The 25,582-nt window shown below is 59.3% G+C and carries 26 protein-coding genes and 1 tRNA gene; 6 read left to right on the plus strand and 21 right to left on the minus strand.

Features of this window, described 5'->3' with window-relative positions; genetic code table 11:
• Nucleotide 1 precedes the first annotated feature (1 nt).
• The 5 genes from gcvP (at nucleotide 2) to HCF10_RS06630 (ending at nucleotide 6,729) form a co-directional block, all read left to right on the plus strand.
• The gene (gene gcvP, locus HCF10_RS06610; protein WP_167655105.1) at nucleotides 2–2,842 is read left to right on the plus strand and encodes an aminomethyl-transferring glycine dehydrogenase; all 2,841 of its coding nucleotides are present in this window, start codon (nucleotides 2–4) and stop codon (nucleotides 2,840–2,842) included.
• 157 nt (nucleotides 2,843–2,999) lie between these two features.
• The gene (locus HCF10_RS06615; protein ID WP_065947880.1) at nucleotides 3,000–4,376 is read left to right on the plus strand and encodes an L-serine ammonia-lyase; all 1,377 of its coding nucleotides are present in this window, start codon (nucleotides 3,000–3,002) and stop codon (nucleotides 4,374–4,376) included.
• A gap of 39 nt (nucleotides 4,377–4,415) precedes the next feature.
• A complete protein-coding gene (gene gcvT / locus HCF10_RS06620) occupies nucleotides 4,416–5,540 on the plus strand; it encodes a glycine cleavage system aminomethyltransferase GcvT (RefSeq protein ID WP_131697887.1) in 1,125 nt (374 codons plus the stop codon).
• A 393-nt stretch (nucleotides 5,541–5,933) separates the two neighbouring features.
• Complete coding sequence (locus HCF10_RS06625) at nucleotides 5,934–6,146, plus strand: cold-shock protein (protein WP_002552288.1); 213 nt, start codon at nucleotides 5,934–5,936, stop codon at nucleotides 6,144–6,146.
• A gap of 94 nt (nucleotides 6,147–6,240) precedes the next feature.
• Nucleotides 6,241–6,729, plus strand: coding sequence for an RDD family protein (locus HCF10_RS06630; RefSeq protein ID WP_131697888.1), 489 nt, complete (start codon nucleotides 6,241–6,243; stop codon nucleotides 6,727–6,729).
• 75 nt (nucleotides 6,730–6,804) lie between these two features.
• Here the strand turns inward: HCF10_RS06630 and nadA are convergent, their stop codons facing one another.
• The 19 genes from nadA to HCF10_RS06725 all read right to left on the minus strand — a co-directional run bounded on the left by nadA (nucleotide 6,805) and on the right by HCF10_RS06725 (nucleotide 23,110).
• A complete protein-coding gene (gene nadA, locus HCF10_RS06635; RefSeq protein ID WP_065925901.1) occupies nucleotides 6,805–7,863 on the minus strand; it encodes a quinolinate synthase NadA in 1,059 nt (352 codons plus the stop codon).
• 238 nt (nucleotides 7,864–8,101) lie between these two features.
• A complete protein-coding gene (locus HCF10_RS06640; RefSeq protein ID WP_167655188.1) occupies nucleotides 8,102–9,541 on the minus strand; it encodes a lactate dehydrogenase in 1,440 nt (479 codons plus the stop codon).
• Nucleotides 9,542–9,992: 451 nt separating this feature from the next.
• Nucleotides 9,993–10,068: transfer RNA gene (locus tag HCF10_RS06645), tRNA-Lys, on the minus strand.
• Between the two features lie 110 nt (nucleotides 10,069–10,178).
• Nucleotides 10,179–10,826: a 7-carboxy-7-deazaguanine synthase QueE gene (gene queE / locus HCF10_RS06650; RefSeq protein WP_131697889.1), complete on the minus strand. Its 648-nt coding sequence runs from the start codon at nucleotides 10,824–10,826 to the stop codon at nucleotides 10,179–10,181.
• 163 nt (nucleotides 10,827–10,989) lie between these two features.
• Entirely contained in the window at nucleotides 10,990–11,826 is an 837-nt protein-coding gene (gene ybgF / locus HCF10_RS06655) for a tol-pal system protein YbgF (protein WP_167655106.1), read from the minus strand.
• A 6-nt stretch (nucleotides 11,827–11,832) separates the two neighbouring features.
• On the minus strand, nucleotides 11,833–12,333 hold the full coding sequence (gene pal, locus HCF10_RS06660; RefSeq protein WP_003209827.1) for a peptidoglycan-associated lipoprotein Pal: 501 nt from the start codon (nucleotides 12,331–12,333) through the stop codon (nucleotides 11,833–11,835).
• A gap of 55 nt (nucleotides 12,334–12,388) precedes the next feature.
• Entirely contained in the window at nucleotides 12,389–13,669 is a 1,281-nt protein-coding gene (gene tolB, locus HCF10_RS06665) for a Tol-Pal system beta propeller repeat protein TolB (protein ID WP_043293513.1), read from the minus strand.
• A 17-nt stretch (nucleotides 13,670–13,686) separates the two neighbouring features.
• Nucleotides 13,687–14,760 carry a cell envelope integrity protein TolA gene (tolA, locus tag HCF10_RS06670; RefSeq protein ID WP_053135848.1) on the minus strand — a complete coding sequence of 358 codons (1,074 nt, stop codon included), beginning with the start codon at nucleotides 14,758–14,760 and terminating at the stop codon, nucleotides 13,687–13,689.
• Nucleotides 14,760–15,212, minus strand: coding sequence for a protein TolR (gene tolR / locus HCF10_RS06675; RefSeq protein WP_162276129.1), 453 nt, complete (start codon nucleotides 15,210–15,212; stop codon nucleotides 14,760–14,762). Before tolR ends, tolA begins: the two co-directional genes overlap by 1 nt.
• Nucleotides 15,213–15,235: 23 nt before the next feature.
• On the minus strand, nucleotides 15,236–15,931 hold the full coding sequence (gene tolQ, locus HCF10_RS06680; protein ID WP_053135845.1) for a protein TolQ: 696 nt from the start codon (nucleotides 15,929–15,931) through the stop codon (nucleotides 15,236–15,238).
• Nucleotide 15,932: 1 nt separating this feature from the next.
• The gene (gene ybgC / locus HCF10_RS06685) at nucleotides 15,933–16,388 is read right to left on the minus strand and encodes a tol-pal system-associated acyl-CoA thioesterase (RefSeq protein ID WP_032890914.1); all 456 of its coding nucleotides are present in this window, start codon (nucleotides 16,386–16,388) and stop codon (nucleotides 15,933–15,935) included.
• 140 nt (nucleotides 16,389–16,528) lie between these two features.
• A complete protein-coding gene (ruvB, locus tag HCF10_RS06690) occupies nucleotides 16,529–17,587 on the minus strand; it encodes a Holliday junction branch migration DNA helicase RuvB (protein WP_003193867.1) in 1,059 nt (352 codons plus the stop codon).
• A complete protein-coding gene (ruvA, locus tag HCF10_RS06695; RefSeq protein ID WP_167655107.1) occupies nucleotides 17,588–18,199 on the minus strand; it encodes a Holliday junction branch migration protein RuvA in 612 nt (203 codons plus the stop codon).
• Between the two features lie 68 nt (nucleotides 18,200–18,267).
• A complete protein-coding gene (gene ruvC / locus HCF10_RS06700; RefSeq protein ID WP_024077147.1) occupies nucleotides 18,268–18,792 on the minus strand; it encodes a crossover junction endodeoxyribonuclease RuvC in 525 nt (174 codons plus the stop codon).
• Nucleotides 18,793–18,949: 157 nt separating this feature from the next.
• Nucleotides 18,950–19,696, minus strand: a complete 747-nt coding sequence (locus HCF10_RS06705; protein WP_027605539.1) for a YebC/PmpR family DNA-binding transcriptional regulator — start codon at nucleotides 19,694–19,696, stop codon at nucleotides 18,950–18,952.
• Between the two features lie 135 nt (nucleotides 19,697–19,831).
• Entirely contained in the window at nucleotides 19,832–21,607 is a 1,776-nt protein-coding gene (gene aspS, locus HCF10_RS06710; protein WP_131697891.1) for an aspartate--tRNA ligase, read from the minus strand.
• A gap of 107 nt (nucleotides 21,608–21,714) precedes the next feature.
• Nucleotides 21,715–21,936 (minus strand): FmdB family zinc ribbon protein, encoded by a 222-nt coding sequence (locus HCF10_RS06715; RefSeq protein ID WP_010208103.1) that lies wholly within the window; start codon nucleotides 21,934–21,936, stop codon nucleotides 21,715–21,717.
• Between the two features lie 179 nt (nucleotides 21,937–22,115).
• Entirely contained in the window at nucleotides 22,116–22,457 is a 342-nt protein-coding gene (locus tag HCF10_RS06720) for a ribbon-helix-helix domain-containing protein (RefSeq protein WP_131697892.1), read from the minus strand.
• Nucleotides 22,458–22,636: 179 nt separating this feature from the next.
• A complete protein-coding gene (locus tag HCF10_RS06725; RefSeq protein ID WP_003193874.1) occupies nucleotides 22,637–23,110 on the minus strand; it encodes a Dps family protein in 474 nt (157 codons plus the stop codon).
• Between the two features lie 429 nt (nucleotides 23,111–23,539).
• Here HCF10_RS06725 and HCF10_RS31660 point away from each other — a divergent pair, with 429 nt between their 5' ends.
• The gene (locus HCF10_RS31660) at nucleotides 23,540–24,142 is read left to right on the plus strand and encodes a cold-shock protein (RefSeq protein WP_005790922.1); all 603 of its coding nucleotides are present in this window, start codon (nucleotides 23,540–23,542) and stop codon (nucleotides 24,140–24,142) included.
• A 69-nt stretch (nucleotides 24,143–24,211) separates the two neighbouring features.
• Here the strand turns inward: HCF10_RS31660 and HCF10_RS06735 are convergent, their stop codons facing one another.
• Nucleotides 24,212–24,418, minus strand: a complete 207-nt coding sequence (locus HCF10_RS06735) for a SlyX family protein (RefSeq protein WP_167655108.1) — start codon at nucleotides 24,416–24,418, stop codon at nucleotides 24,212–24,214.
• A gap of 3 nt (nucleotides 24,419–24,421) precedes the next feature.
• Nucleotides 24,422–24,847 (minus strand): HIT domain-containing protein, encoded by a 426-nt coding sequence (locus HCF10_RS06740; RefSeq protein WP_131697894.1) that lies wholly within the window; start codon nucleotides 24,845–24,847, stop codon nucleotides 24,422–24,424.
• Nucleotides 24,848–25,582: the final 735 nt, after the last annotated feature.

Genomic DNA, 25,582 nt, shown 5'->3' on the forward strand with positions numbered 1-25,582 from the left:
CATGACGATCAACCTGAGCACCGCCAACGAATTCATCGCCCGCCACATCGGCCCGCGCCAGGAAGATGAGCAGCAGATGCTCGCCAGCCTGGGCTTCGATTCCCTGGAGGCCCTGAGCGCCAGCGTGATCCCGGAAAGCATCAAGGGCACCAGTGTGCTCGGCCTGGAAGATGGCCTGAGCGAAGCCGAGGCCCTGGCCAAGATCAAGGCCATCGCCAGCCAGAACCAACTGTTCAAGACCTACATCGGCCAGGGCTACTACAACTGCCATACGCCGTCGCCGATCCTGCGCAACCTCCTGGAAAACCCGGCCTGGTACACCGCCTACACCCCGTACCAGCCAGAAATTTCCCAGGGTCGCCTGGAAGCGCTGCTGAACTTCCAGACCCTGATCAGCGACCTCACCGGCCTGCCGATCGCCAACGCCTCGCTGCTCGATGAAGCCACCGCCGCCGCCGAAGCCATGACCTTCTGCAAGCGCCTGAGCAAGAACAAGGGCAGCAACGCCTTCTTCGCCTCTATCCACAGTCACCCGCAAACCCTCGACGTACTGCGCACCCGTGCCGAGCCGCTGGGCATTGACGTGGTCGTGGGCGATGAGCGCGAACTGACCGACGTCAGCCCGTTCTTCGGCGCGCTGCTGCAGTACCCGGCCAGCAACGGTGACGTGTTCGACTACCGCGCACTGACCGAGCGTTTCCACGCCGCCAATGCCCTGGTAGCCGTGGCTGCGGACCTGCTGGCCCTGACCCTGCTGACCCCTCCGGGTGAGTTCGGCGCCGACGTGGCCATCGGCAGCGCGCAACGCTTCGGCGTGCCGCTGGGCTTCGGTGGCCCGCACGCGGCGTACTTCTCCACCAAGGATGCGTTCAAGCGCGACATGCCGGGGCGTCTGGTCGGTGTGTCGGTAGACCGCTTCGGCAAGCCGGCCCTGCGCCTGGCCATGCAGACCCGCGAGCAGCATATCCGCCGCGAGAAAGCCACCAGCAACATCTGCACCGCCCAAGTACTGCTCGCCAACATCGCCAGCATGTATGCCGTGTACCACGGGCCCAAGGGCCTGACCCAGATCGCCAACCGTATTCACCACCTGACCGCGATCCTCGCCAAGGGCTTGACCGCGCTGGGCCTGAAGGTCGAGCAGGAACACTTCTTCGACACCCTGACCCTGCACACCGGTGCCGACACTGCCGCACTGCACGACAAGGCCCGCGCCCAGCGCATCAACCTGCGTGTGGTGGACGCCGAGCGGGTTGGCCTGTCGGTGGACGAAACCACCACCCAAGCCGATATCGAAACCCTGTGGGCGATCTTCGCCGCTGGCAAAGCCCTGCCGGACTTCAACGCCGAGGTGGACAGCCGCCTGCCCGCCGCATTGCTGCGCGAGTCGCCGATCCTCAGCCACCCGGTGTTCAACCGTTATCACTCCGAAACCGAGCTGATGCGCTACCTGCGCAAGCTGGCGGACAAAGACCTGGCCCTGGACCGCACCATGATCCCGCTGGGCTCGTGCACCATGAAGCTCAACGCCGCCAGCGAAATGATCCCAGTGACCTGGGCCGAATTCGGCGCCCTGCACCCGTTCGCCCCGGCCGAGCAAAGTACCGGCTACCTGCAACTGACCTCCGACCTGGAAGCCATGCTCTGCGCGGCCACCGGTTACGACGCGATCTCGCTGCAGCCGAACGCCGGTTCCCAGGGTGAGTACGCCGGCCTGTTGGCGATCCGTGCCTATCACCAGAGCCGTGGTGAAGAACGCCGCGACATCTGCCTGATCCCGTCGTCGGCCCACGGCACCAACCCGGCGACTGCCAACATGGCCGGTATGCGTGTGGTAGTTACGGCCTGCGATGCCCGTGGCAACGTGGACATCGAAGACCTGCGCGCCAAGGCCATCGAGCACCGCGAACACCTCGCCGCGCTGATGATTACCTACCCGTCCACCCACGGCGTGTTCGAGGAAGGTATCCGCGAAATCTGCGGCATCATTCACGACAACGGCGGCCAGGTGTACATCGACGGCGCCAACATGAACGCAATGGTCGGCCTCTGCGCCCCAGGCAAGTTCGGCGGCGACGTGTCCCACCTGAATTTGCACAAGACCTTCTGCATCCCCCACGGCGGTGGCGGCCCGGGCGTTGGCCCGATTGGCGTCAAGTCCCACCTCACGCCATTCCTGCCAGGCCATGCGGCCATGGAACGCAAGGAAGGCGCGGTCTGTGCCGCACCGTTCGGCAGCGCGAGCATCCTGCCGATCACCTGGATGTACATCAGCATGATGGGCGGCGCAGGCCTCAAGCGCGCTTCGCAATTGGCGATCCTGAATGCCAACTACATTTCCCGTCGCCTCGAAGAGCACTACCCCGTGCTCTACACCGGCAGCAACGGCCTGGTGGCGCACGAATGCATCCTCGACCTGCGCCCGCTAAAGGACAGCAGCGGCATCAGCGTGGACGACGTGGCCAAGCGCCTGATCGACTTTGGTTTCCATGCACCGACCATGTCGTTCCCGGTGGCCGGCACGCTGATGATCGAGCCGACCGAAAGTGAATCCAAGGAAGAACTGGACCGCTTCTGCGACGCGATGATCGCCATCCGCGAAGAAATCCGCGCGGTGGAAAACGGCACCCTGGACAAGGACGACAACCCACTGAAAAACGCCCCGCACACCGCAGCGGAACTGGTGGGCGAATGGAGCCACCCCTACAGCCGTGAACAAGCGGTGTACCCGGTAGCCTCGTTGATCGAAGGCAAGTACTGGCCGCCGGTTGGCCGGGTCGACAATGTGTTTGGTGACCGCAATCTCGTATGCGCATGCCCTTCAATCGAGAGCTACGCGTAACCTGAGGCTGAACTCAATCAAATGTGGGAGGGGCTTGCTCCCGATGGCGGTTTTACATTCAACATCTCTGTTGACTGACACACTGCCATCGGGAGCAAGCCCCCTCCCACATTGACCGAGTACACCCAATACATAACAAGAAACCGGAGAACAACTCATGTCTTTAAGCGTGTTCGACCTGTTCAAGATTGGCATCGGCCCCTCCAGTTCCCACACCGTCGGCCCCATGCGTGCGGCCGCTCGGTTCGTCGAGGGCCTCAAGCGTGACAACCTGCTGAGCGCCACCACCGGCATCAAGGTGGAACTCTATGGCTCCCTCGGCGCCACCGGTAAAGGCCACGGCAGCGACAAGGCCGTGCTGCTGGGCCTGGAAGGCGAACACCCGGACACCGTGAACACCGAAACTGTTGCCGCACGCCTGGCGCAGATGCGCGGCGACGGTCGCTTGAACCTGCTCGGCGAACACAGCATTGCGTTCAACGAGAAAGAACACCTGGCGATGATTCGCAAACCCCTCGCCTATCATCCCAACGGCATGATTTTTCGTGCCTTTGATGCGGCGGGTATCCAGATCCGCAGCCGCGAGTACTACTCGGTGGGCGGCGGTTTTGTGGTGGATGAAGACGCTGCCGGCGCCGACCGGATCGTCGAAGATGCCACTCCACTGACGTTCCCGTTCAAGCATGCCAAGGACTTGCTTGGCCATTGCACTACCTATGGGCTGTCCATCAGCCAAGTGATGCTGACCAATGAAAGTGCCTGGCGCCCGGAAGCGGAAACCCGCGCCGGCCTGCTGAAGATCTGGCAAGTGATGCAGGACTGCGTGGCAGCCGGCTGTCGCAACGAAGGCATCTTGCCCGGCGGCTTGAAGGTCAAGCGTCGCGCTGCCGCCTTGCATCGCCAGTTGTGCAAGAACCCGGAGTCGGCCCTGCGCGACCCGCTGTCGGTACTCGATTGGGTCAACCTGTACGCCCTGGCCGTGAACGAAGAAAACGCCAACGGCGGGCGCGTGGTCACGGCGCCCACCAACGGCGCGGCCGGGATTGTGCCGGCGGTGCTGCATTACTACATGCGCTTTATCCCCGGCGCGAACGAAGACGGCGTGGTGCGTTTTCTGCTCACCGCCGCCGCCATCGGCATTCTCTACAAAGAAAACGCCTCGATCTCCGGGGCCGAAGTTGGTTGCCAGGGTGAAGTCGGCGTGGCCTGTTCCATGGCCGCTGGCGCGTTGTGCGAAGTATTGGGCGGTACGGTTTCCCAGGTGGAAAACGCCGCCGAGATCGGCATGGAACACAACCTCGGCCTGACCTGTGACCCGATTGGCGGGCTGGTGCAGGTGCCCTGCATCGAGCGCAATGCCATGGGCTCGGTGAAGGCCATCAATGCGGTGCGCATGGCCTTGCGTGGCGATGGGCAACACTTCGTCTCGCTGGACAAGGTTATCCGCACCATGCGCCAGACCGGCGCCGACATGAAAAGCAAATACAAGGAAACCGCCCGTGGCGGTTTGGCGGTCAACATTATCGAGTGCTGACGCCTAAAGGCGCGCCAGCACGTTTTTCAGGAGCTGAATATGTCCACCGAAACCCTGTTGAAAACCCCATTGCACGCCCTGCACCTCGAGTTGGGTGCACGCATGGTGCCCTTCGCCGGCTACGACATGCCGGTGCAATACCCACTGGGCGTGATGAAGGAACACCTGCACACCCGTGAACAGGCCGGGTTGTTCGACGTGTCCCACATGGGCCAGATCCGCCTCACCGGCGCCAACGCCGCCAAGGCTCTGGAAACCCTGGTACCGGTCGACATCATCGACCTGCCGGTCGGCATGCAGCGCTACGCCATGTTCACCAATGACCAGGGCGGCATCCTCGACGACCTGATGGTGGCGAACCTGGGTAACGACGAACTGTTCCTGGTGGTCAACGCCGCCTGCAAGGACCAGGACCTGGCGCACCTGCGCCAGCATCTCGGCGACCAGTGCAGCATCGAGCCGCTGTTCGAAGAGCGCGCCCTGCTCGCCCTGCAAGGCCCGGCCGCGGTTAAGGTGCTGGCGCGCCTGGCACCGGAAGTCACCCGGATGACTTTCATGCAGTTCGCCTCACTGCGCCTGCTGGGCGTGGACTGCTACGTCAGCCGCTCCGGCTACACCGGTGAAGACGGCTTTGAAATCTCCGTGCCCGCCGCCAACGCCGAAAGCCTGGCGCGCAGCCTGCTGGCCGAGGACGAAGTGCAGGCCATCGGCCTGGGCGCCCGTGACTCGCTGCGCCTGGAAGCCGGCCTTTGCCTGTACGGCCACGACATGAACACCGAGACCACCCCGATCGAAGCCAGCCTGTTGTGGGCGATCTCCAAGGCCCGTCGCACCGACGGTGCGCGCGCCGGTGGCTTCCCGGGTGCCGACCGCATCTTCACCCAGCAGCAAACCGGTGTGAGCCGCAAGCGCGTGGGTCTGCTGCCCCAGGAGCGCACGCCTGTACGTGAAGGCGCAGAGATAGTCGATGAACACGGCACCGTGATCGGCAGCGTGTGCAGCGGTGGCTTTGGCCCGAGCCTGGGTGGCCCACTGGCCATGGGTTATCTGGACAGTGCATTCATCGCACTGGACACCGAGGTCTCTGCGTTGGTGCGTGGGAAAAAAGTGCCACTTCGTGTAAGCAAAATGCCATTTGTGCCGCAACGTTACTATCGTGGCTGATTGACTGTTCCTATAAGTAACGCGGTTGCATTAACGTGCACTAATCTGTAACGCAACCGCCATAAAATAGTGCAGCAACGATAGGCATTATTATAGGAATTAACCTATAACAAGTGACCCATTCTATCGAATAAGCAAGCCTCCCATTATTCAGCGAAGTGCCCTGTGGCCGAGTAAACGCTGGGCTTTTGGCAGGGCTTGTTTTTTCTCCATTAGTTGGCGTAGAGTTTGCCCACTGTGTTTGCATGGGTCGCTTGGAACCTGGACCTGGGCAGTAGCTGAAGTAGTTGTGCTACAACCCGTTCGACGTCTCTTACTTTCCTGCAACCCAGCCCAGTACTCTTTCATGCGAAAGGGGCTGTCATTAATTTTTAGCGTCAAGGAAATAAGAAAATGGCTGATCGTCAGAGCGGTACCGTCAAGTGGTTTAACGACGAGAAAGGGTTTGGTTTTATCACTCCAGAAAGCGGTCCGGATCTGTTCGTGCATTTCCGCGCTATTCAAGGCAACGGCTTCAAAAGCCTGAAGGAAGGCCAGAAGGTCACCTTCGTTGCGGTGCAAGGCCAGAAAGGCATGCAGGCTGACGAAGTACAAGCAGAAGCCTGATCCTTTCTGCAACAAAAAGCCCCTGAGATGACATCAGGGGCTTTTTTATGGGCGCTATTCCGTAAAATGGATTTTTTCCTCAGAGAGCCCTGCCATGCCCAAACCCTTGCTGAGTCCCCAAGGCGAGTTCCCCGCCGTTGGCCTGGGCCGTCGCCTGGCAGCGATGTTCTATGACTTCCTGTTGTGCACTGCCCTGCTGATCGTCACCGCGTTTATCTACAAGCTGGTGTGGATCGCGTTCGTAGGCGAAGCCAAGATGCGCACCCTCACCGAATCCGGCGCGCTGGACGGTGACCCGCTGCTGTCGACGATTCTGTTCTTTGTGCTGTTTGGTTTCTTTGCCAAGTTCTGGACCCATTCCGGGCAAACCCTGGGCATGCAGGTCTGGGGCGTACGCGTGCAAAACGCCGACGGCTCGCGAATCAGCCTGTGGCAGGCGCTGTTGCGCTTTGTGGTGTCGATTGCATCGTGGTTGTGCGTGGGGCTGGGGTTTGTCTGGTCGTTGTTCGACAAGCAGAAACGCAGCTGGCATGACATCTATTCGGACACGCAGTTGGTGCGGATTCCGAAGCAAAAGAAATAACCCACTGCCTGAACGAGATCAAAATGTGGGAGGGGGCTTATCCCCTCCCACATTTTTAACCGAGTTCGCCTCCGTTCAAGCGTTACCGGCCAGCCTCAGGCGCGCAGCCTGGGTGAAATCCAGCATGCGCTTGAGCGGTCGCACGGCGTGAGGAATCACCGAAGGCTCGACGAATATCTCGTTACTGCCTTCACGCAGGCACTGCAGCGTGCGCTCCAGCGTATTCATCGCCATCCACGGGCAGTGTGCGCAACTGCGGCACGCGGCGCCGTTGCCGGCTGTGGGCGCTTCGACGAAGACCTTGTCCGGGCACAGCTGCTGCATCTTGTAGAAGATGCCGCGATCGGTTGCCACGATGAAGGTCTTGTTCGGCAGACGCTGTGCCGCCGCAATCAACTGGCTGGTGGAGCCCACCGCGTCGGCCAGCTCGATCACCGAGGTCGGCGATTCCGGGTGCACCAGGATCGCTGCGTCCGGGTACAGCGCCTTCATGTCCTCCAACTGCTTGGACTTGAACTCCTCGTGGACGATGCACGCACCGTCCCACAGCAACATGTCGGCACCAGTCTGGCGCTGGATGTAGGTACCCAGGTGCTTGTCCGGGCCCCAGATGATGGTCTCGCCGTTGTCCATCAGGCTTTCGACGATTTCCAGCGCGCAGCTGGAGGTCACCACCCAATCGGCCCGGGCCTTGACCGCCGCCGAGGTGTTGGCATACACCACCACGGTGCGCTCGGGATGCTGGTCGCAGAACGCTGAAAACTCATCCACCGGACAACCCAGGTCCAGGGAGCAGGTGGCTTCCAGGGTCGGCATGAGGATGCGTTTTTCGGGGGTGAGGATTTTGGCGGTCTCGCCCATGAAACGTACACCGGCGACCAATACGGTCTTGGCCGGATGGGCTGCGCCGAAGCGGGCCATTTCCAGGGAGTCGGAGACACAGCCACCGGTTTCTTCGGCCAGGGCCTGGATCACCGGATCGCAGTAGAAATGGGCAACCAGCACCGCGTCCTGAGCCTTGAGCTCGGCGGCGATGGCGGCACGCAGGCTCGCCTCTTCCTCGGCGCTGAGGGCCTTGGGCTGCTTGGCGTCGAGGTGGGCTTGAACCAGTAGGCGTTCGGAAATGTGCGTCATGTTCGCAAGACCTGCAGGCGCAGTTGCGCGAAAGTCGAGTGTACCACCGGCTCTGGAGCCCTTCGGGCGCCGCCGGACGAAGTGATTGTGTTCATCAAGCACGGGTAAAGGTGAAGCTGCGCAAGGCTACAGAATATCGAATGGATTCAAAAGCCTAATCTGACTTTCGCGAGTGCGTCTGGCGGGCAAAAAAAACGGGAAACCCCGCCATTGGGGTTTCCCGTTTTTACGACGGCCGTCAGCGTGTCAGTGCAGAGGGATCTTCCTGCAACATCACCGATTCATGCATGTTCGCCAGGGCGTCCTTCAAGGTCGACTCTTGCAGCGCGTCCTTGGACTTCTTGCTTTGCGTCGCCGCGTACTCCAGCAGCACCAAATAGTCGCGCTGGACCGAGGCTTGCTTGGGCACAAAGGTCTCGTCGACTAACTTGCCCAGCACGTATTTCTGCGTGCGGGTGGACTGGCTGGCCTCTTGCGAAACATAGGCGTTGGTCAGCAGGCCATCCTTATAGGCGAGGTTGGCCGAACTGCTCGCGTTGTCCTCAACCTGCACATAGAGGTAGTTTTGCGAGTTTTCATCGCGAGTCAGTCCCGGGGTTTTACTGCCATCAAGGCCCTTGTGATAACTGGCCGAAAGCCTCGACTGCTGGTCCTGAGTCACGCTGCGGTCCAATGCGCTGCTGCCGCTGACACGGGTCTTCTGCGACACGTTGTAGGCAAAACTGTCGATTTCAGAGGGGCGCATCGGGTTGGAGGATTCGCTGGTTTGCTTGATGGAGGCCTTGAAGTCCGCCAGGCCGGTCAGCAAGCCTTGGTCCGTCGGGTTGCGGGTCAGCGCCTCAGGAAGGCTGACACCTTGCGGGTAGTTGCTGTTCATGGCACTGAACGCGTCCTTGAACATCGTCATCAGGTCCGCCTTGGCATTGCCACGCTCCTGCGCCCGGTCAAACTGGGCCAGGTAGCTTTTCAGCGCCTTGGCCTGCTGCTGGGCGTTACCCAGGATCGCAGCGTTTTTCAGGTCTACCGCCAGGTTCACTTCGCCGTCCGGACCACTCATGCGCGTGGTGCGGCGCTGAGCGTCGGCGTGGAAGGCCAGAGTCTGGTTCTGACCGTCCAGCGTTTTCACTTTAGCGTTGAGGTCAACCGAGGCCAGTACCTTGGGGTCAAACTTGGTCAGGTTACCCAGATCAAGTTTAGGCGGCGTTGCGGTAAGGCCATCGATCGCTGATTGGAAGGCGCTGCCCAGTTTGCCGACGGCCTTGAGTTCGTCGTCGGTCAGGCTGCCCCCTTCCACGGTTGCCTGCACGCCCAGGCCGTCGCTCTGGCTGGCCAGGCTGAAGGTGACGGTCTTGCCGCTGGCGGTCTTGATACTGAGGCTGACCAGGTTGTCGGCGCTGTTGCGCAGCAGCGTCTGGTCGACTTTGATCTCACCAGCATTTTGCGCGCGGTCGGCGCTCGCGTAGAGCACAGACTGAGAAATGTTCGTACCGTTCTTGGCGAACAGCTCCACAAGGCCGGCGCCCAGGCCATTGAAGCGATTGGCTGTCGACAATGAATTGAAATTGGTATTGATCGCCTTGCTGAGGGCGTCCTGGCTGTCGCTCTCCCACGCTCGCACGACCTCCTGGCCGCGCAATTGGCCGCGACGCGAGTAGGTATCGGCAAGCGTATCAGACATCACATTGCCCAGACTGACGACCGAAGAGGGTCGTGCAACGGCGGTAGAGGTGCTCTGCGCAAGGCTGACCGAAGGTTCGGTGGGCCGAATACCCAGTGTATTGACGGAGCTGATAGGCGAAAGCGTAGTCATGACGATCCCTGTCTTGAGTTGAACAGCCTTGATTAAACCCAACCAGCCCGACACAGGGCAAGCGATAAAAACGGTAATAGCACATTGACTCTTCCCTCGCTGGAGGGTTTACGCTCCGCGCCTTACTCATCATCACCGCATCCTGAAAGTTGAGCGTTCAGAATAGGGCGTGCTCGTAACAAAAGAGTCAACAGGTGCCTTGGCCAAATGCTGGCATTGCCGGGTGCATTGCGCACCTGTCAGGCCCAAATCACAGGCAAAAAAAAACCCGGAAATCCTCACTTGCGTGGGCCTTCCGGATTTTCTAAACCGCCAAAAATGGTGGGTCGTGTGGGATTCGAACCTACGACCAATTGGTTAAAAGCCAACTGCTCTACCAACTGAGCTAACGACCCGCTGTGTGGTGGCGCGTATAATACTGATTTCTAAGGATTATTCAACACCTTATTTTAAAAAATCTGAAATAACGCGTTGGGGCCGCAATTGCGGTCGTTTGTGCGACCTCTCAGCGACCCGGCTCGTCGTTCCACAGGTACTTGTGCAACTGCAATTGCAAGCGTACCGGCAGGTTGTCCGCCACCACCCAGTCCGCCAGGTCGCGCGCGTTCAGGTCGTGGTGGCTTGGGGAAAACAGCACTTCGCCGGCTCGACGGTCGAGACCGTATTGGATCAACTTGGAGTTGGCCCAGTCGTAGTCCTCACGGGAACAGATGACGAACTTGACCTGATCGTTGGGCGTCAGCAGCTCGATGTTCTCGTAGCGGTTGCGATGAGCTTCCTTGGAACCTGGGGTCTTGAGGTCGACCACGCGACTGACGCGTGAGTCGACTGCGGAGATGTCCAAGGCACCGCTGGTTTCCAGGGACACTTCATAACCGGCATCACACAATTGCTTAAGCAATGGGATGGCATTGGGCTGGGCCAGGGGCTCGCCACCGGTCACGCAGACATAGCGAGGCTTGAAGCCGGCAACCTGCTCCAGGATGTCGTCGAGGGTGCGCAGGGTACCGCCACTGAAGGCGTAGGCGCTGTCACAGTATTGGCAACGCAAAGGGCAACCGGTGAGGCGCACGAAGACAGTAGGCAGCCCAGCGGTTCGCGTTTCACCCTGTAACGAGTAAAAAACTTCGGTAATACGTAATGTGTCTTGCATAGTCGCCACGGGCGTAACAGCTAAACAGGCTGTCCGCCTCCGTCAGGCACTTCAAGGAACCCCGCCAACGCGCAGGTACCAGGAAGCGTGTGTCATAAAAGGGCGTGGATTCTAACGAAAAAACCCGCGCCAGGCGCGGGTTTCTTCTAAACGGCTGCATCGCTTACAAGCGTTGTAGATCCCGTTGAGCCAACTGTGCAGCGGAGGTACCCGGATATTGGGCTACGACCTGCTGCAGAATGCCTTTGACCTTATCGGTATGACCCAGGCGGCGCTCCACGTCAGCGAGCTTATACAGCGAGTCCGGCACCTTGGCGTGCTTGGGGTACAGCTGGCTGACCTTGGCAAATGCCTGGCCCGCCCCCTGCAGATCACCCTTTGCCAGGTTCACCTCGCCCAACCAGTACTGGGCGTTGCCCGCGTACTGGCTGTTTGGGTAGCGGCCCAGGAAAGCGGTAAAGGCTTTGCTGGCCTTATCGAAATCCTTGGCCTTGATCAGGTCGAAGGCTGCATCGTAATACAGCTTTTCCTTCGCCGGATCACCCGGTTCACTGCCGACGGCAGGGGCTTGGCTCGCAGCTGCGGCCCCTGCTGCAGCACCACCGATAGCCGCGCTGGGCGCGCCACCGGCAGAAGAATTATCAGGAGTAGCGGCAGGTGTAACACCGGCTCCTATACGTCGATCAAGATCCTGGTAACGCTCCAGGCCTTCTTGCTTCAGCTGACGCACCTCATTTTGCAGAACTTCAATGGTGCCTTGTTGCTGCGCCAATTGATCCTGCATGCGTTGCAGCTGGTTGAACAGTTCGCCCTGTGCCGAGGGAGCGGACGTAGCCGCCCCCCCAGCATAGGCGCCGTTCGTGCCATAACCCGCTGGCGGATAGCTGCTCCCGCTATTGTTATAGCCAGAGTTGCTATCTTCCACAGGAACCGCAGCCCACACCGCAAGCGGAGCGAGGCTGAGAGCCAATACAGTTAGAGCACGACGGCACGTTCGCATGACGAATTACTTACGCAGTTCGACGCGACGGTTTTGAGCCCAGGACTGCTCGTCGTGGCCAGTAGCAACTGGACGCTCTTTACCGTAGGAAACCAGTTCCAGTTGGCCTGGAGCAACACCTTGCAGTACCAGGTAGCGCTGAACGGCTTTCGCACGACGCTCGCCCAGTGCCATGTTGTACTCACGAGTACCACGTTCGTCAGTGTTACCTTCCAGAACAACGCGAGCGCCGTTAGCTTTCAGGTCCTTCGCGTGAACGTCCAGAGCGCGCATGGCTTCTGGTTTCAGGTCCGAACTGTCGTATTCGAAGTAGAAAGTGGTGATAGCGCGCAGAGCAGCTTCTTCGCTCAGGGAGCCGTCAACTGCACCAGTGTTAGCGCCGTAACCAGCGTTTGGATCAACAGCTGCGCCTTCACCGGCATTGTCGCCGCCTTTAGACGAGCAACCAACGGCTACGGACAGAGCCAGAGCCAGAGCAGCAAACTTACCAAACTTCAGCATTTCCATCGTGAAACTCCTAATGAACCCCAGTGTGTTAAGTACTTCTTTTTGTAGCGCCGCGTCAGTTCAGGTAAGGGGACCAGGACGGTTCTCTGACTTCGCCTTGTGCGGTAGGAAGCGGGAGCCTTACGCGTCCATTAATGGACACGAGCATCAAGACTCCCCGGCCCTGCTGGCGGGTGGCGTAGATTACCATGGTGCCGTTGGGCGCAACAGTGGCTGACTCATCAAGGTTGGTATCTGTGAGGATTTTTACCGTTCCACGCTGCAAATCCTGGGCCGCAACCCGGAAATTAGTGAAACCATCCTGACGGTGAATCATCACCAACGTCTTTTCATCAGCTGAAAGCTTAGGATTGGCGTTGTAGTTACCGATAAAGGTCACGCGTTCCGCGCCCCCACCGCCAACGCTCGTTTTGTAGATTTGTGGCTTGCCGCCGCGGTCGGAGGTGAAGTAGATGGTCGAACCATCCTTACCCCAGAACGGTTCGGTGTTGATGCCTGGACCGCTGGTCACGCGGCTGATCTGGCGCGAAGCCATGTTCATCACGTAGATGTCCGGGTTACCGTCTTTGGACAGCACGAATGCCAGGCGCGAACCATCCGGCGACCAGGCCGGTGCACCGTTGAGGCCTTCGAAGTTGGTGATCTGCTCACGACGGCCAGTATCGATGTGCTGGACGAAGATACGCGGACGCTTCTGTTCGAAAGACACGTAGGCAATACGCTTGCCGTCCGGCGCGAAGCGCGGCGACAGGATTGGTTCACGCGATTGCAGCAAGGTAACAGCGCGCGCACCGTCGTAGTCCGAACGCTGCAGGGTGTAGCGAGTGTTGTCTACGGAGAAACGCTCGGCCGTTACATAAAGCAGACGCGTCGAGAACGCACCCTTGATGCCGGTGAGTTTTTCAAACGACTGGTCCGAGATGTAGTGGGCCATGTCGCGCAGTTGTTCGGCGGTACCCGATACGCTGCCGGTCAAGACCTGCTGCTCGGTGGCCACGTTGAACAAGGTGTACTGGATCTGCAGGCGACCGCCGGCCGGCGTGATGCTGCCGACCATCAGGTACTGCGCGCCCACCGCTTTCCAATCACGGAAGATGACTTCGCTGGCCTGGGTCGGCTGGCTGATCATGTTGCCTTTCGGAATCGGTGCGTAGTAACCGGAATTGCGCAGGTCGTCACTGACGATCTGAGCCATGTCGTCCGGCAGCACGCTACCGCCCTGCCAGCCAAACGGTACTACCGCGATCGGGGTGGCCCGATCGCTGCCGCTGGTGACCAGGATGTTCTTTTCATCCGCCGCCGCTATCCCTGCCATACAGCAAATAACGACAAGCATTCCTCGAAGAAGGTTTCTCACAAGGCTAGATCCTCAGGTGTGAATGTCATCTTGAATGAACGATAGGGAGCGAAGTCGCTTGGTTTCATTCCCTGCATCTCGGTCAACCGGCCAATATTCTTGACCGCGGCAACCGCCGAACTGTCGAACGAACCGTCACCACTGGACTTGGCCACGCTGACCGAAGTCACCGTACCGTCCGGCAACATGCCGATCTGCAGCACTACTGTCATGCCTTTGCGTGCCGAAGGTGGACGTGTCCAGCCTTCTGCTGCCCGCGCCCGAATCAGGTCGTCGAAACTGCCCGCGACTTCATCGCCACGCTCATCGGCCAAGGCTTGCTGACGCTGCGGCGTGTCGGAGAGCAAGTCTGCCAAGGCCTGGGCCTTTTTCTCTTCGGCGGATTTACGCGCTGCTTCCTGGGCCTTTTTCTTGGTGGCATCGGCGGCAGCTTTCTTCTTCGCGTCGTCGGCGATTTTCTTCTTCGCCTCGTCTGCTTCAGCTTTTTTCTTGGCGTCTTCGGCGGCTTTCTTTTTCGCGTCTTCGACTATTTTCTTCTTGGCGTCTTCAGCGGCCTTTTTCTTGGCCTCTTCTTCGGCAGCCTTTTTGGCTTCTTCTTCAGACTTCTTCTTGGCTATATCAGCCAATTGTTTCTCTTCAGCTTTTTTAGCTTCGGCAGCTTTCTCGGCTTTCTTGGCTTCATCAGCCTTTTTCGCCTCGTCGGCCTTCTTGGCTTCGTCAGCCTTTTTCGATTCCTCGGCCTTTTGAGCAGCCTCTTCTTTCTTTTGTTCCGCAGCAGCCTTCACCGCTTCCTGCTCGACCTTCTTCTGTTCCATCTGTTCGACTTCAGTCTGGCGCGCGGCCGACTTCTGGGCCTCACCCGCAATCTTCTGATTGGTCTGGGTGGTGGCCTGGCTTTTCGATTTCAGCTGATACAGGGTCGCCTGCACGATCGGCTTGGCTGGCGGCAGGTCCGGGGTCATGGCAAAGCTGACGAACAGCATGCCAAAGACCAGGACGTGCAGGGCAATCGCCCAGACGCTAGGCCAGAAGAAGCTTTCCGAGGCGGACGGCTCTCGCTGTTGGTGCATCAGGGCGCCTCGGTAATCAAGCCAACGTTACCGACGCCGGCCTTCTGCAGCCCGCCCATGGCGCCCATGACGGAACCGTAGTCGACCGACTTGTCGCCGCGGATGAACACCTGGGTGTGCTTGCCGCCTTCGTTACCGGAGCGAATGATCTTGGTCACCGCATCGGTCATCGCCGGCAGGGTCAGAGCCTTGTCCTGCTGCTTCTGGGTGTCGACTTCGCTGCCAAGGTTCCAGTAATAGGTCTTGTCAGACTTGATCGAAATGGTCAGGACCTGGGTGTTGTTGTCTTGCGGCAAGGCTTCACTGGAAACCTTGGGCAGATCAACCTTCACGCCCTGGTTGAGCATCGGCGCGGTCACCATGAAGATCACCAGCAGCACCAGCATCACGTCGATGTAGGGCACTACGTTCATCTCGGCGACCGGCTTGCGCTTTTTGCGAGCTCGAGCGATTAAAGCCATTGGGAATTACCTGCTTATTCTTCGCTGGTGTGCACTTTACGGTGCAGGATCGCCTGGAATTCATCGGCGAAGGTGTAGTAACGGCTGATCAACGTTTCGCTGGTGGCAGCAAAGCGGTTGTAGGCAATTACTGCGGGGATAGCGGCGAACAGGCCGATCGCGGTGGCGATCAGGGCTTCGGCAATACCCGGGGCCACGGTGGCCAGGGTCGCTTGCTGGGCCTGGGCCAGGCCGCGGAACGAGTTCATGATCCCCCACACGGTACCGAACAGGCCGATGTACGGGCTGACGGAACCGACGGTAGCGAGGAACGGCAGGCTCTGCTCCAGTTTCTCTTCTTCACGGGAAATGGCGACGCGCATGGCACGGGCCACGCCTTCCATGACCGCTTCCGGATCAACACCCGGCTGTTGGCGCAGGCGCGAGAACTCCTTGAAGCCGGCGCGGAAGATCTGCTCGACGCCCGAGTCCGGGTCCGGGTTGCTGCCGGCCTGGCGGTACAGCTTGGACAGGTCGATACCCGACCAGAAGCGCTCTTCAAAGCTCTCCAGGGCACGTCGACCGGCACGCAGCAGGTTGCTGCGCTGAAAAATCATGACCCAAGAGGTAACCGATGCGGCTACCAGGGTCAGCATCACCAGTTGAACCACAACACTGGCATTGCTGACCAGGCTCCACATGGAGGAATGGTCGACGACGGTAGGTTCCACGCTAAATCTCCTGCTTTGATTGTTTACCCGCGCCGCTCACGGCGGCAAAGGCCGCACGTAGAGTTTCGGGAATGGCCCGAGGTTTCAAACTGTTGGTGCGCACACACGCCACCAGAAACTGCCCCTCACAGAGCAGCGTTGCATCCGTTGCCCGCCTGACCTGCTGCTTGAAACGCAGGCTGGCACGGTTCAATTCGATTACTTCAGCGCTGACCAGCAGCTCGTCGTCCAGTCGCGCCGGTGCGTGGTAACGCGCCTCGCTGGAATGCACGACGAATAACAGGTCCTCCCCTGCCAGCTGGGATTGGGCAAAGCCCAGCTCCCGTAGCCGCTCGGTACGAGCCCGCTCCATGAACTTGAGGTAATTGACGTAATACACGATGCCGCCAGCATCGGTGTCCTCGTAATAAACGCGACAGCGATGTGCGAACGACTGATCCCCGTTTTGCGCGCGCATACTCTAGTGCTTACTCCTCAGGTTGCCAATCCGGTCGGGCAACTGTTTTTTCATTCTCGAAAAACATATCCAGTGACTGAATGACGACGCCCGCCACTAGGACAGCACAAACATCGAATAAATCGACTGGCGTGAAGCTTTTAATCGTCCACTGCATCAAGGAATTCGTCTACCACGGGCATCTCACCCAATCGTGACGGAATGTTTAACCCGAAGTGCAGATAGGCATGGCGCGTCACCACCCGGCCCCTTGGCGTGCGCATGATATAGCCTTGCTGGATCAGGTATGGCTCCAGCACATCTTCGATGGTATGACGCTCTTCACTGATGGCCGCCGCCAGGCTGTCGACACCCACCGGGCCACCGTCGAACTTCTCGATCATGGTCAAGAGCAGGCGCCGGTCCTGATGATCGAAGCCGTGCTCGTCCACATCCAACAGGTTCAAGGCCAGGTCCGCCACGGCTTTGGTGATATGCCCCTTGGCCCGAACTTCGGCAAAGTCACGCACGCGACGCAGCAGGCGGTTGGCAATCCGTGGCGTGCCCCGGGCCCGACGAGCGATCTCAAACGCGCCTTCCGGGTCCAGGGGCAAGCCGAGAATACTCGCCGAACGGCTGACGATGGTCGCCAGGTCTGCCGTGCTATAGAACTCAAGACGCTGAACGATACCGAAACGGTCTCGCAGCGGGTTGGTCAACATACCCGCACGCGTGGTCGCGCCCACCAGGGTGAAGGGTGGCAAGTCGAGCTTGATCGAGCGGGCCGCCGGGCCTTCGCCAATCATGATGTCGAGCTGGAAGTCTTCCATCGCCGGGTACAGCACTTCCTCGACAATTGGCGAGAGCCGGTGGATTTCATCGATAAACAGCACATCGTGCGGTTCGAGGTTGGTGAGCAACGCCGCCAAATCACCTGGCCGCTCCAGCACCGGGCCGGAGGTGGACTTGATCGACACGCCCATTTCCTGGGCAATGATGTTGGCCAGGGTGGTTTTACCCAGCCCCGGCGGGCCGAAGATCAAGGTGTGGTCCAGGGACTCACTGCGCCCGCGCGCGGCCTGGATAAACAACTCCATCTGCTCGCGCACAGTGGGCTGGCCGATGTATTCGGCCAGGCTCAGGGGGCGGATGGCGCGGTCCTGGACTTCTTCACGGTCGCGCGGGCCAGTGGCCGCGATCAGACGATCAGCTTCAATCACTTAAATCATTCCCTTCAGGGCGCGGCGGATCATGTCTTCGCTGCTCAGGTTCTTGTCCTTGATGGCCGAGACGGCCTTGCTGGCCTCCTGGGGTTTGTAGCCCAGGGAGATCAGCGCACTGACGGCGTCGCTTTCAGCACTCGCGACATGGCCCGCCGGCATGTCCGGCTGGTTCGGCACCAGGGCAAACATGCTCGGCACCACCTCCCAGGCCTTAAAGCGGTCCTTGAGCTCCACCAGCAGGCGCTCGGCGGTCTTTTTGCCGACGCCCGGCACCTTGGTCAGTGCCGAGGTATCCTGGGCCGAAACGGCACGTACCAGCTCATCCACTTCCAGGCTCGACATCAACGCGAGGGCCAATTTAGGCCCCACGCCATTGAGGCGAATCAGTTCGCGGAAGAAGTCGCGGTCGCGCTTGCCAATGAAACCATAGAGTAGTTGCGCGTCTTCGCGCACCACCAGATGGGTATGCAGCGTTATCGGTTCACCGACCGACGGTAGGCGGTACAGGGTGGTCATGGGCACTTCCAGCTCATACCCCAGCCCGTTTACATCCAGAATCAGGTGCGGCGGCTGTTTCTCAGCCAGGGTGCCGCGCAAGCGTCCAATCACGGTTCAGATCCTTAAAGCTTGGGGGTCAGAGCGAGGTCTGACCGGAAATAACGATTGCGCTGATGCTATCAGAGACGCAGGCGCCCGCCACGACTGCGTGCCGTACCCAAGCCGTGAGGCAGAAGGCTGGAACGGGTATGCGCATGGCAAATGGCAATGGCCAGGGCGTCGGAGGCATCGATCTGCGGTTTTGAGGTGAGCTTGAGCATGTGCATGACCATCATCTGCACCTGCTCTTTATTTGCCGCTCCGGTGCCGACCACGGCCTGCTTGACCTGGGTCGCGGTGTACTCGGCGATCTCCATGCCCTCCTCGGCGCCGGCGACGATGGCGGCGCCACGGGCCTGGCCAAGCTTCAACGCCGAATCAGCGTTTTTTGCCATGAACACCTTTTCGATGCCCATGGTCACCGGTCCGTAGGTCTGGATCACTTCACGCACGCCACGATAGACGATCTGCAGGCGCTCAGCCAACTCGCCCGCGCCGGTACGGATACAGCCCGAGGCCACATACACGCAACCACGCGGGGTGTGTTGCACCACGCCAAAACCGGTGATGCGCGAACCGGGGTCGATACCTAGGATTAAAGTCATAACGCCTGCGGGTTGGGTAAACACAATTTTTGATACACCGTAGTTCCAATGTGGGAGGGGGCTTGCTCCCGATGGCAATCGTCCAGTTAGACATAAGCTGACTGATACACCGCCATCGGGAGCAAGCCCCCTCCCACATTTGGATCTACGTCATTCTTCAGCCTAGCTGTTCGGCCACTGACTCCGGGATGTCGGCATTCGAGTACACGTTTTGCACATCATCCAGATCTTCGAGCATGTCGAGCATCTTCAGCACTTTCTGCGCACCGTCCAGGTCCAGCTCGGCACTGGTGGTCGGCAACATCACGATCTCGGCGTCGGAGCCTTTGAAACCGGCCGCTTCCAGGGCGTTACGCACGGCGTAGAAGCCGGCGAACGAGGTAAACACGTCGATGGAGCCATCTTCATTGGTCACCACGTCGTCGGCATCCGCCTCCATCGCCGCTTCCATCAGCGCATCTTCATCCACACCCGGCGCGAAGGAGATCTGCCCCTTGCGCTCGAACAGGTAGGCCACCGAACCGTCAGTCCCCAGGTTACCGCCACACTTGCTGAACGCATGACGCACGGCGGCGGCGGTACGGTTGCGGTTATCGGTCATGCATTCGACCATTACTGCCACGCCACCTGGGCCGTAGCCTTCGTAGGTCAGCTCGACCATATCGTCGGTGTCGGCAGCACCCGCGCCACGGGCCACGGCACGGTCGATGATGTCACGACTCATGTTGGCGCCCAGAGCCTTGTCCAGCGCCAGGCGCAGACGCGGGTTGGAGCCCGGGTCACCACCGCCCTGGCGGGCAGCGACCGTCAGCTCGCGAATCCACTTGGTGAATATCTTGCCTTTCTTGGCATCCTGACGCTCTTTGCGGTGCTTGATGTTCGCCCACTTGGAATGGCCAGCCATAACACAACTCCGAAATTCTCTAGAAACCTTATCAACCCCACCCTGGGTGGGATACACCCCTTGTAACGCAAAGGCGCATCCGAAGATGCGCCTTTTTTGACTGCGTAAACCTCAGTGCGCTTTCACGCAGCAGCCTTACTCAGCCTTCGGCGTCTCGCGCAGGCGGATATGCAGCTCGCGCAGCGCCTTGGCATCCACCACACCTGGAGCCTGGGTCATGACGTCCGCAGCACTCTGGGTTTTCGGGAAGGCAATCACTTCACGGATCGACTGGGCGCCGGTCATCAGCATTACCAGACGGTCCAGACCGAAAGCCAGGCCACCGTGGGGCGGCGCGCCGTATTTCAGGGCGTCGAGCAGGAAGCCAAATTTCTCTTCCTGTTCCGCTTCGTTGATGCCCAACAGGCGGAACACCGCTTGCTGCATCTCCTTGCGGTGGATACGGATCGAACCGCCACCCAGCTCAGTACCGTTCAACACCATGTCATACGCGCGGGACAGCGCGCCTGCCGGGTTGGCTTCCAACTCTTCAGGCGAGCACTTCGGCGCGGTGAACGGGTGGTGCAAGGCGCTGAAGCTGCCGTCGTCATTTTCTTCGAACATCGGGAAGTCGACGACCCACATCGGCGCCCACTTGCAGGTCAGCAGGTCCAGGTCGTGGCCCAGCTTGATCCGCAGCGCGCCCAGGGCTTCGCTGACGATCTTGGCCTTGTCGGCGCCGAAGAACACGATGTCGCCATCGACCGCACCGACGCGATCCAGGATCACGTTCAGGTTGGCTTCCGGGATGTTTTTCACGATCGGCGATTGCAGGCCGTCAACGCCATTGGCGCGCTCATTGACCTTGATGTACGCCAGGCCCTTGGCACCGTAGATGCCGACGAACTTGGTGTAGTCGTCGATCTGCTTGCGCGGCATGCTCGCGCCGCCAGGCACGCGCAGGGCGGCGATGCGGCATTTAGGGTCGTTGGCCGGCCCGCTGAACACCTTGAAGTCGACATCCTTGAGTTGGTCGGCCACGTCCACCAGTTCCAGCGGGTTACGCAGGTCTGGCTTGTCGGAACCGTAGCGGCGCATGGCTTCTTCGAAGGTCATGTGCGGGAATTCGCCGAACTCCAGGTCCAGCACTTCCTTGAACAGGTTGCGGATCATCTGCTCAGTGATACCCATGATCTCTTTTTCATCGAGGAAGCTGGTCTCGATGTCGATCTGGGTGAATTCCGGCTGACGGTCGGCGCGCAGGTCTTCGTCGCGGAAGCACTTGGCGATCTGGTAGTAACGGTCAAAGCCGGCCACCATCAGCAGTTGCTTGAACAGCTGCGGCGATTGCGGCAAGGCGAAGAAACTGCCGGCGTGGGTACGGCTAGGCACCAGGTAGTCACGCGCGCCTTCCGGGGTGGCCCGGGTCAGGATAGGCGTTTCGACGTCGAGGAAGCCGTTCTCGTCGAGGAAGCGGCGGATGCTGGTGGTCATGCGCGAACGCAGGCGCAGCTTCTCGGCCATTTCCGGACGACGCAGGTCAAGGAAGCGGTAGCGCAGGCGGGTTTCTTCGCCGACGTCGGAGTATTCGTTGAGCGGGAACGGCGGGGTTTCCGATTCGTTCAGTACTTCCAGCTCGTAGCCCAGCACTTCGATCGCACCCGACGCCATGTTCGCGTTCACGGCACCGGCCGGACGCAGGCGAACCTTGCCGGTGATCTTCACGACGTACTCGCTGCGCACGCGGTCGGCGGCGGCGAAGCTCTCGGCGCGGTCCGGATCGAACACCACCTGGGCCAGACCATCACGATCGCGGATATCGAGGAAAATCACCCCGCCGTGGTCGCGGCGACGGTGAACCCATCCGCAAAGAGTGATTTCCTGACCATCCAGGGTCTCGTTCAGTTGGCCGCAATAGTGGCTGCGCATCATGGTAGTGGTTTCACTTCTCGTAATTCGAAATTCGGTGGAGGCCCGCCTCGTCACCGTACATTAAAGCAGGGGACGGATAATGCAGGAGCCTGCGCGTAGAGTTCAACTCAGTCTGCTTTGTCGCCGCCCGCCAGGTTCTTCTTCGAGCCGGTCTTGAAGTCGGTCTCGTACCAGCCGCTGCCGCTCAGGCGGAAGCCCGGCATGGACAACATCTTCTTGAGCTCCGGTGCCTGGCAGGCAGGGCAATCGACCAGCGGCGCTGCGCTGATCTTCTGGATGGCTTCCAACTGATGTCCACAGGAAGCACATTGATAGTCGTACATGGGCATGGCGATGTCTCGGCGATCGATCGTTACTGTGCCGCGCCCGCTCCTGATAGAGAGCAGAGGGAGAAAGCCCCGGCAGCAGCAAAGCGCGGGATTATATCTGGTAAATCAAGGCAGCGCAGCCGGCTTTCTGCCCGGAGCATGGTCCACCTCAACGGCGGACCAGCCCGGAGGCCTGCCGATTACTCAGGGTTCGGTGAGGTAGCACGGCCTTTTAACAGATGAACCACACACACCACCCTGACCAACCCACTGAAGTTCTTCACTCCTCCATACCGCAAGTGCACTTCCCGATCGACATAGGACAGCAATGCACTGACAGAGCAGGCATTGATCCTGGCTATTTCCGTGAGGATATTCCAATAGATCTGCTCAAGCCGAAGACAAGTGGAAAACCCATTGAGCCTTACCGATCGGGACAATGGCTTGGCCAGCCCCATATCGAAACCCTTGGCGAAGGGGTCGACGTTTATCTTGTGGAAACCACCGGTTTCCATCACTCCAACATCCACTCCACGTGACATACACCTGACACTCCATTGCCAAACAACAGCCCATGGGTTCTCCCATTGGACAGTAGCCCTATAAGACAGCAGGACGAGGCAGGCAGCCAGAAGACGGGGCGTTGATAGGCGTAGGACAACGCCAGGAAATGCGTGGAAACAAGCAAGTGGCGCCATAACGGCGCCACTGCGGGTGACGGTTACTGGTTTTCGAGCAGGGAGCGAAGCATCCACGCGGTTTTCTCGTGAACCTGCATGCGCTGGGTCAGCAGGTCCGCGGTCGGCTCATCGCTGACCTTGTCGAGCAACGGGAAAATACCGCGTGCGGTACGTGTGACCGCCTCCTGGCCCGCCACCAGTTGCTTGATCATCTCTTCTGCGCTGGGTACGCCCTCTTCTTCCTTGATGGAGGAAAGTCGGGCATAGATCGAATAGGCGCCCGGCGCCGGGAAACCCAGGGCACGGATACGCTCGGCTATGGAGTCCACCGCCAGCGCCAGCTCGTTGTACTGCTCTTCGAACATCAGGTGCAGCGTGCGGAACATAGGGCCCGTGACGTTCCAATGGAAGTTATGGGTCTTCAGGTACAGTACATAGGTATCGGAAAGCAGTCGTGAAAGCCCATCGACGATGGATTTACGATCTTCTTCACTGATACCGATATCGATTGCCATGTTTATCCCCTTCAATTGACAAGCATTCATTGATCAGGTGCAGGACCACTCTAGCAAGAGCGCCGGAGATACGCAGCCCGACACCCTCGGGCGAGATGCGGCAAATCGTCCCTGCACGACCGATCAGCACTTGCAGGACAAGCCTTTGGGGCGCATAGGAAATTTCCTTTGAAGCCGCCTGAAACACCTGCACATGTCTAGGACAAGCGTTTCCCGCAGAAATGCCGTGCCCCTTTCAGCCCCGGAAAATGCTTGATTTGAGTAGGCACGGCCTTTGCTGTTAAATAGGCAGCGTGTCGCCGCCGTTAATTTCCACGGCAAGCGGCATAGGCTGATACCCGCGCACGTGCCCAGCGCCTCCCATTGTTCAGAAGCGAACCGTGCCAGTCAGCTCTTCCTTGTGATCCGTCTTAACGTGAGTTAATCAAAATGTTGAAAATCGTCCACCTGCTAACGGGCGTTGCAGCGTTGCTGCTGTCCTTTATCCCGAGCCTGCAGCCTGAAAGCCTGCCCTACCTGCAACAACACGACGCTCTGTACCTGGCCTTGTTCGGCCTTCTTAACCTGACGCTCGCTCCGGTAATCCCTTACTGGAACAAAGGCACGCGTCATCAACTGCAAAACCTGGTCAGCGCGCTGCTGGTACTGACCGTTGTCGTACAAACCCTCACCCTCCTGGCACCTATGCCTGAAGTCGGCGGCCACCCGGCCATCCTGCTCAGCCTGGTGATTGCTGTGGTCGCCATCGTTCTTCATCTGGCCATCAGCTTCTACCGTTCGTCCCCGGCGGCCGCGTCGCAAAACTACGACATGACCAATCGGGATACCGGTACCGTCAAGTGGTTCAACACCTCCAAAGGCTTCGGCTTTATTTCCCGCGATTCGGGCGACGATATCTTCGTCCACTTCCGGGCCATCCGTGGCGAAGGCCATCGCGTCCTGGTGGAAGGCCAGCGCGTGGAATTCTCCGTCATGAACCGCGACAAAGGCCTGCAAGCCGAAGACGTGATCGCTGCCCTGCCGCGCCGCTGATTCCAGCCGTCGCAGCAAAAAAAACCGCGATCCAGCTTGGCTGGGTCGCGGTTTTTTATTGCACTCGGATTAATAGTGCGGTGGCGGCGCCTCTTCTTCGGACGTCTCGAACTGGCCACTCATTTCTTCCTGACGCTTGAGCAGCGCGGTCATCTGCAGTTGCAGGCGTTCAACCGCGCGCTGCTGGGCGACCAGGATGTCATTGAGAGTTTCGATGGTGTCGTCCTGAAAGGCCAGGCGGCTTTCCAGATCGGTAACGCGGTCTTGCAGATCCATGATTCAGCCCTGGGTAAAGATGAAGTCGGCCGGCAGCAACTCGCGCAGGCGCACACGAATGGCCGCCACTTGTTCTTCAGTGTACGGCTTTGCCGGATGCTTGCCCCACACGGGTGCAGGCCAGGCGGCGTCATCACGCTTGCGTACGATCACATGCACGTGCAATTGGCTGACGACATTACCCAGCGCACCAATATTCATCTTGTCGGCGGCCAAACCTTCGTTCAGCCACTGCGCCAGGGCCGTTGTTTCCTTCCAGAGGATTTGTTGATCTGCGACATCCAGCTGAAACACTTCGCTGATACCGTTGATGCGTGGCACCAGAATGAACCAGGGGTAGTTCGAATCATTGGACAGCAGCAGGCGGCACAGCGGGAAGTCCCCGATGAGCAGTGTGTCTTGTTGCAAGCGTTGATCTAAGGCGAACACCACGGGCACTCCGTTGGGCAGGTCAAGTTCAGGACGCCAGCATACCTTCGAACGCCCCAGGCTTCACGGCGAATGCTGAAAACCGAATGCACCGCGATAAAAAACTGCACCCTTTAGAGGCAGGCCAATATTTGAGCTACGCTAACCCGGGCCTCCCAGGGGCGCACCAAAATGACCCACTTGTGCTTCAAATGGATCCGCCGATTACCCACTCTCAGGGTGAACCGGTAACGTTTTTCTCTGGGAAGGCATTTTTGCCTCACGAGCCAGGGACAACGCAGACGCGTCAAGCGCAAACAAAATGGCGTAAAAAGCCCGTGTTTATGAGGTCTTTACACGATTTTCACGTTTTTCACGAAAAAATGACATTCGATTACCGATTTGGGCGCGCTTGTTGCATTCACACCCATATCGTCGGCAACGACACCCGCTGGGAAGCAGGTGTTTCGCGATAGAAGAACAGCAGCGTTTCAATGCGCCTCAAGGAAAACCTCAAACTTCGAAAGACGTTTGAAAACAGCATTGAAGTTGTCAGTCCCGTTACACTCGGACTGTGAATTTGCGACACGGAGCTAGCAATTTACGACAGCCTCGTAAAGAAGCTGAAAGGAAAGATGGGTAAGTATCGTCAATAGAGTCTGCGTGATATAACTTTGCGCCGACACAAAAAAGAAAGAGCCGCCCAGATAAAAATACAGGTGGGACGGCAGTACTCTTCCTAAAACCAAAGGAGCA

Origin of the sequence: Pseudomonas sp. B14(2022) (assembly GCF_012030485.1) — a bacterium.
Classification (GTDB): Bacteria; Pseudomonadota; Gammaproteobacteria; order Pseudomonadales; family Pseudomonadaceae; genus Aquipseudomonas.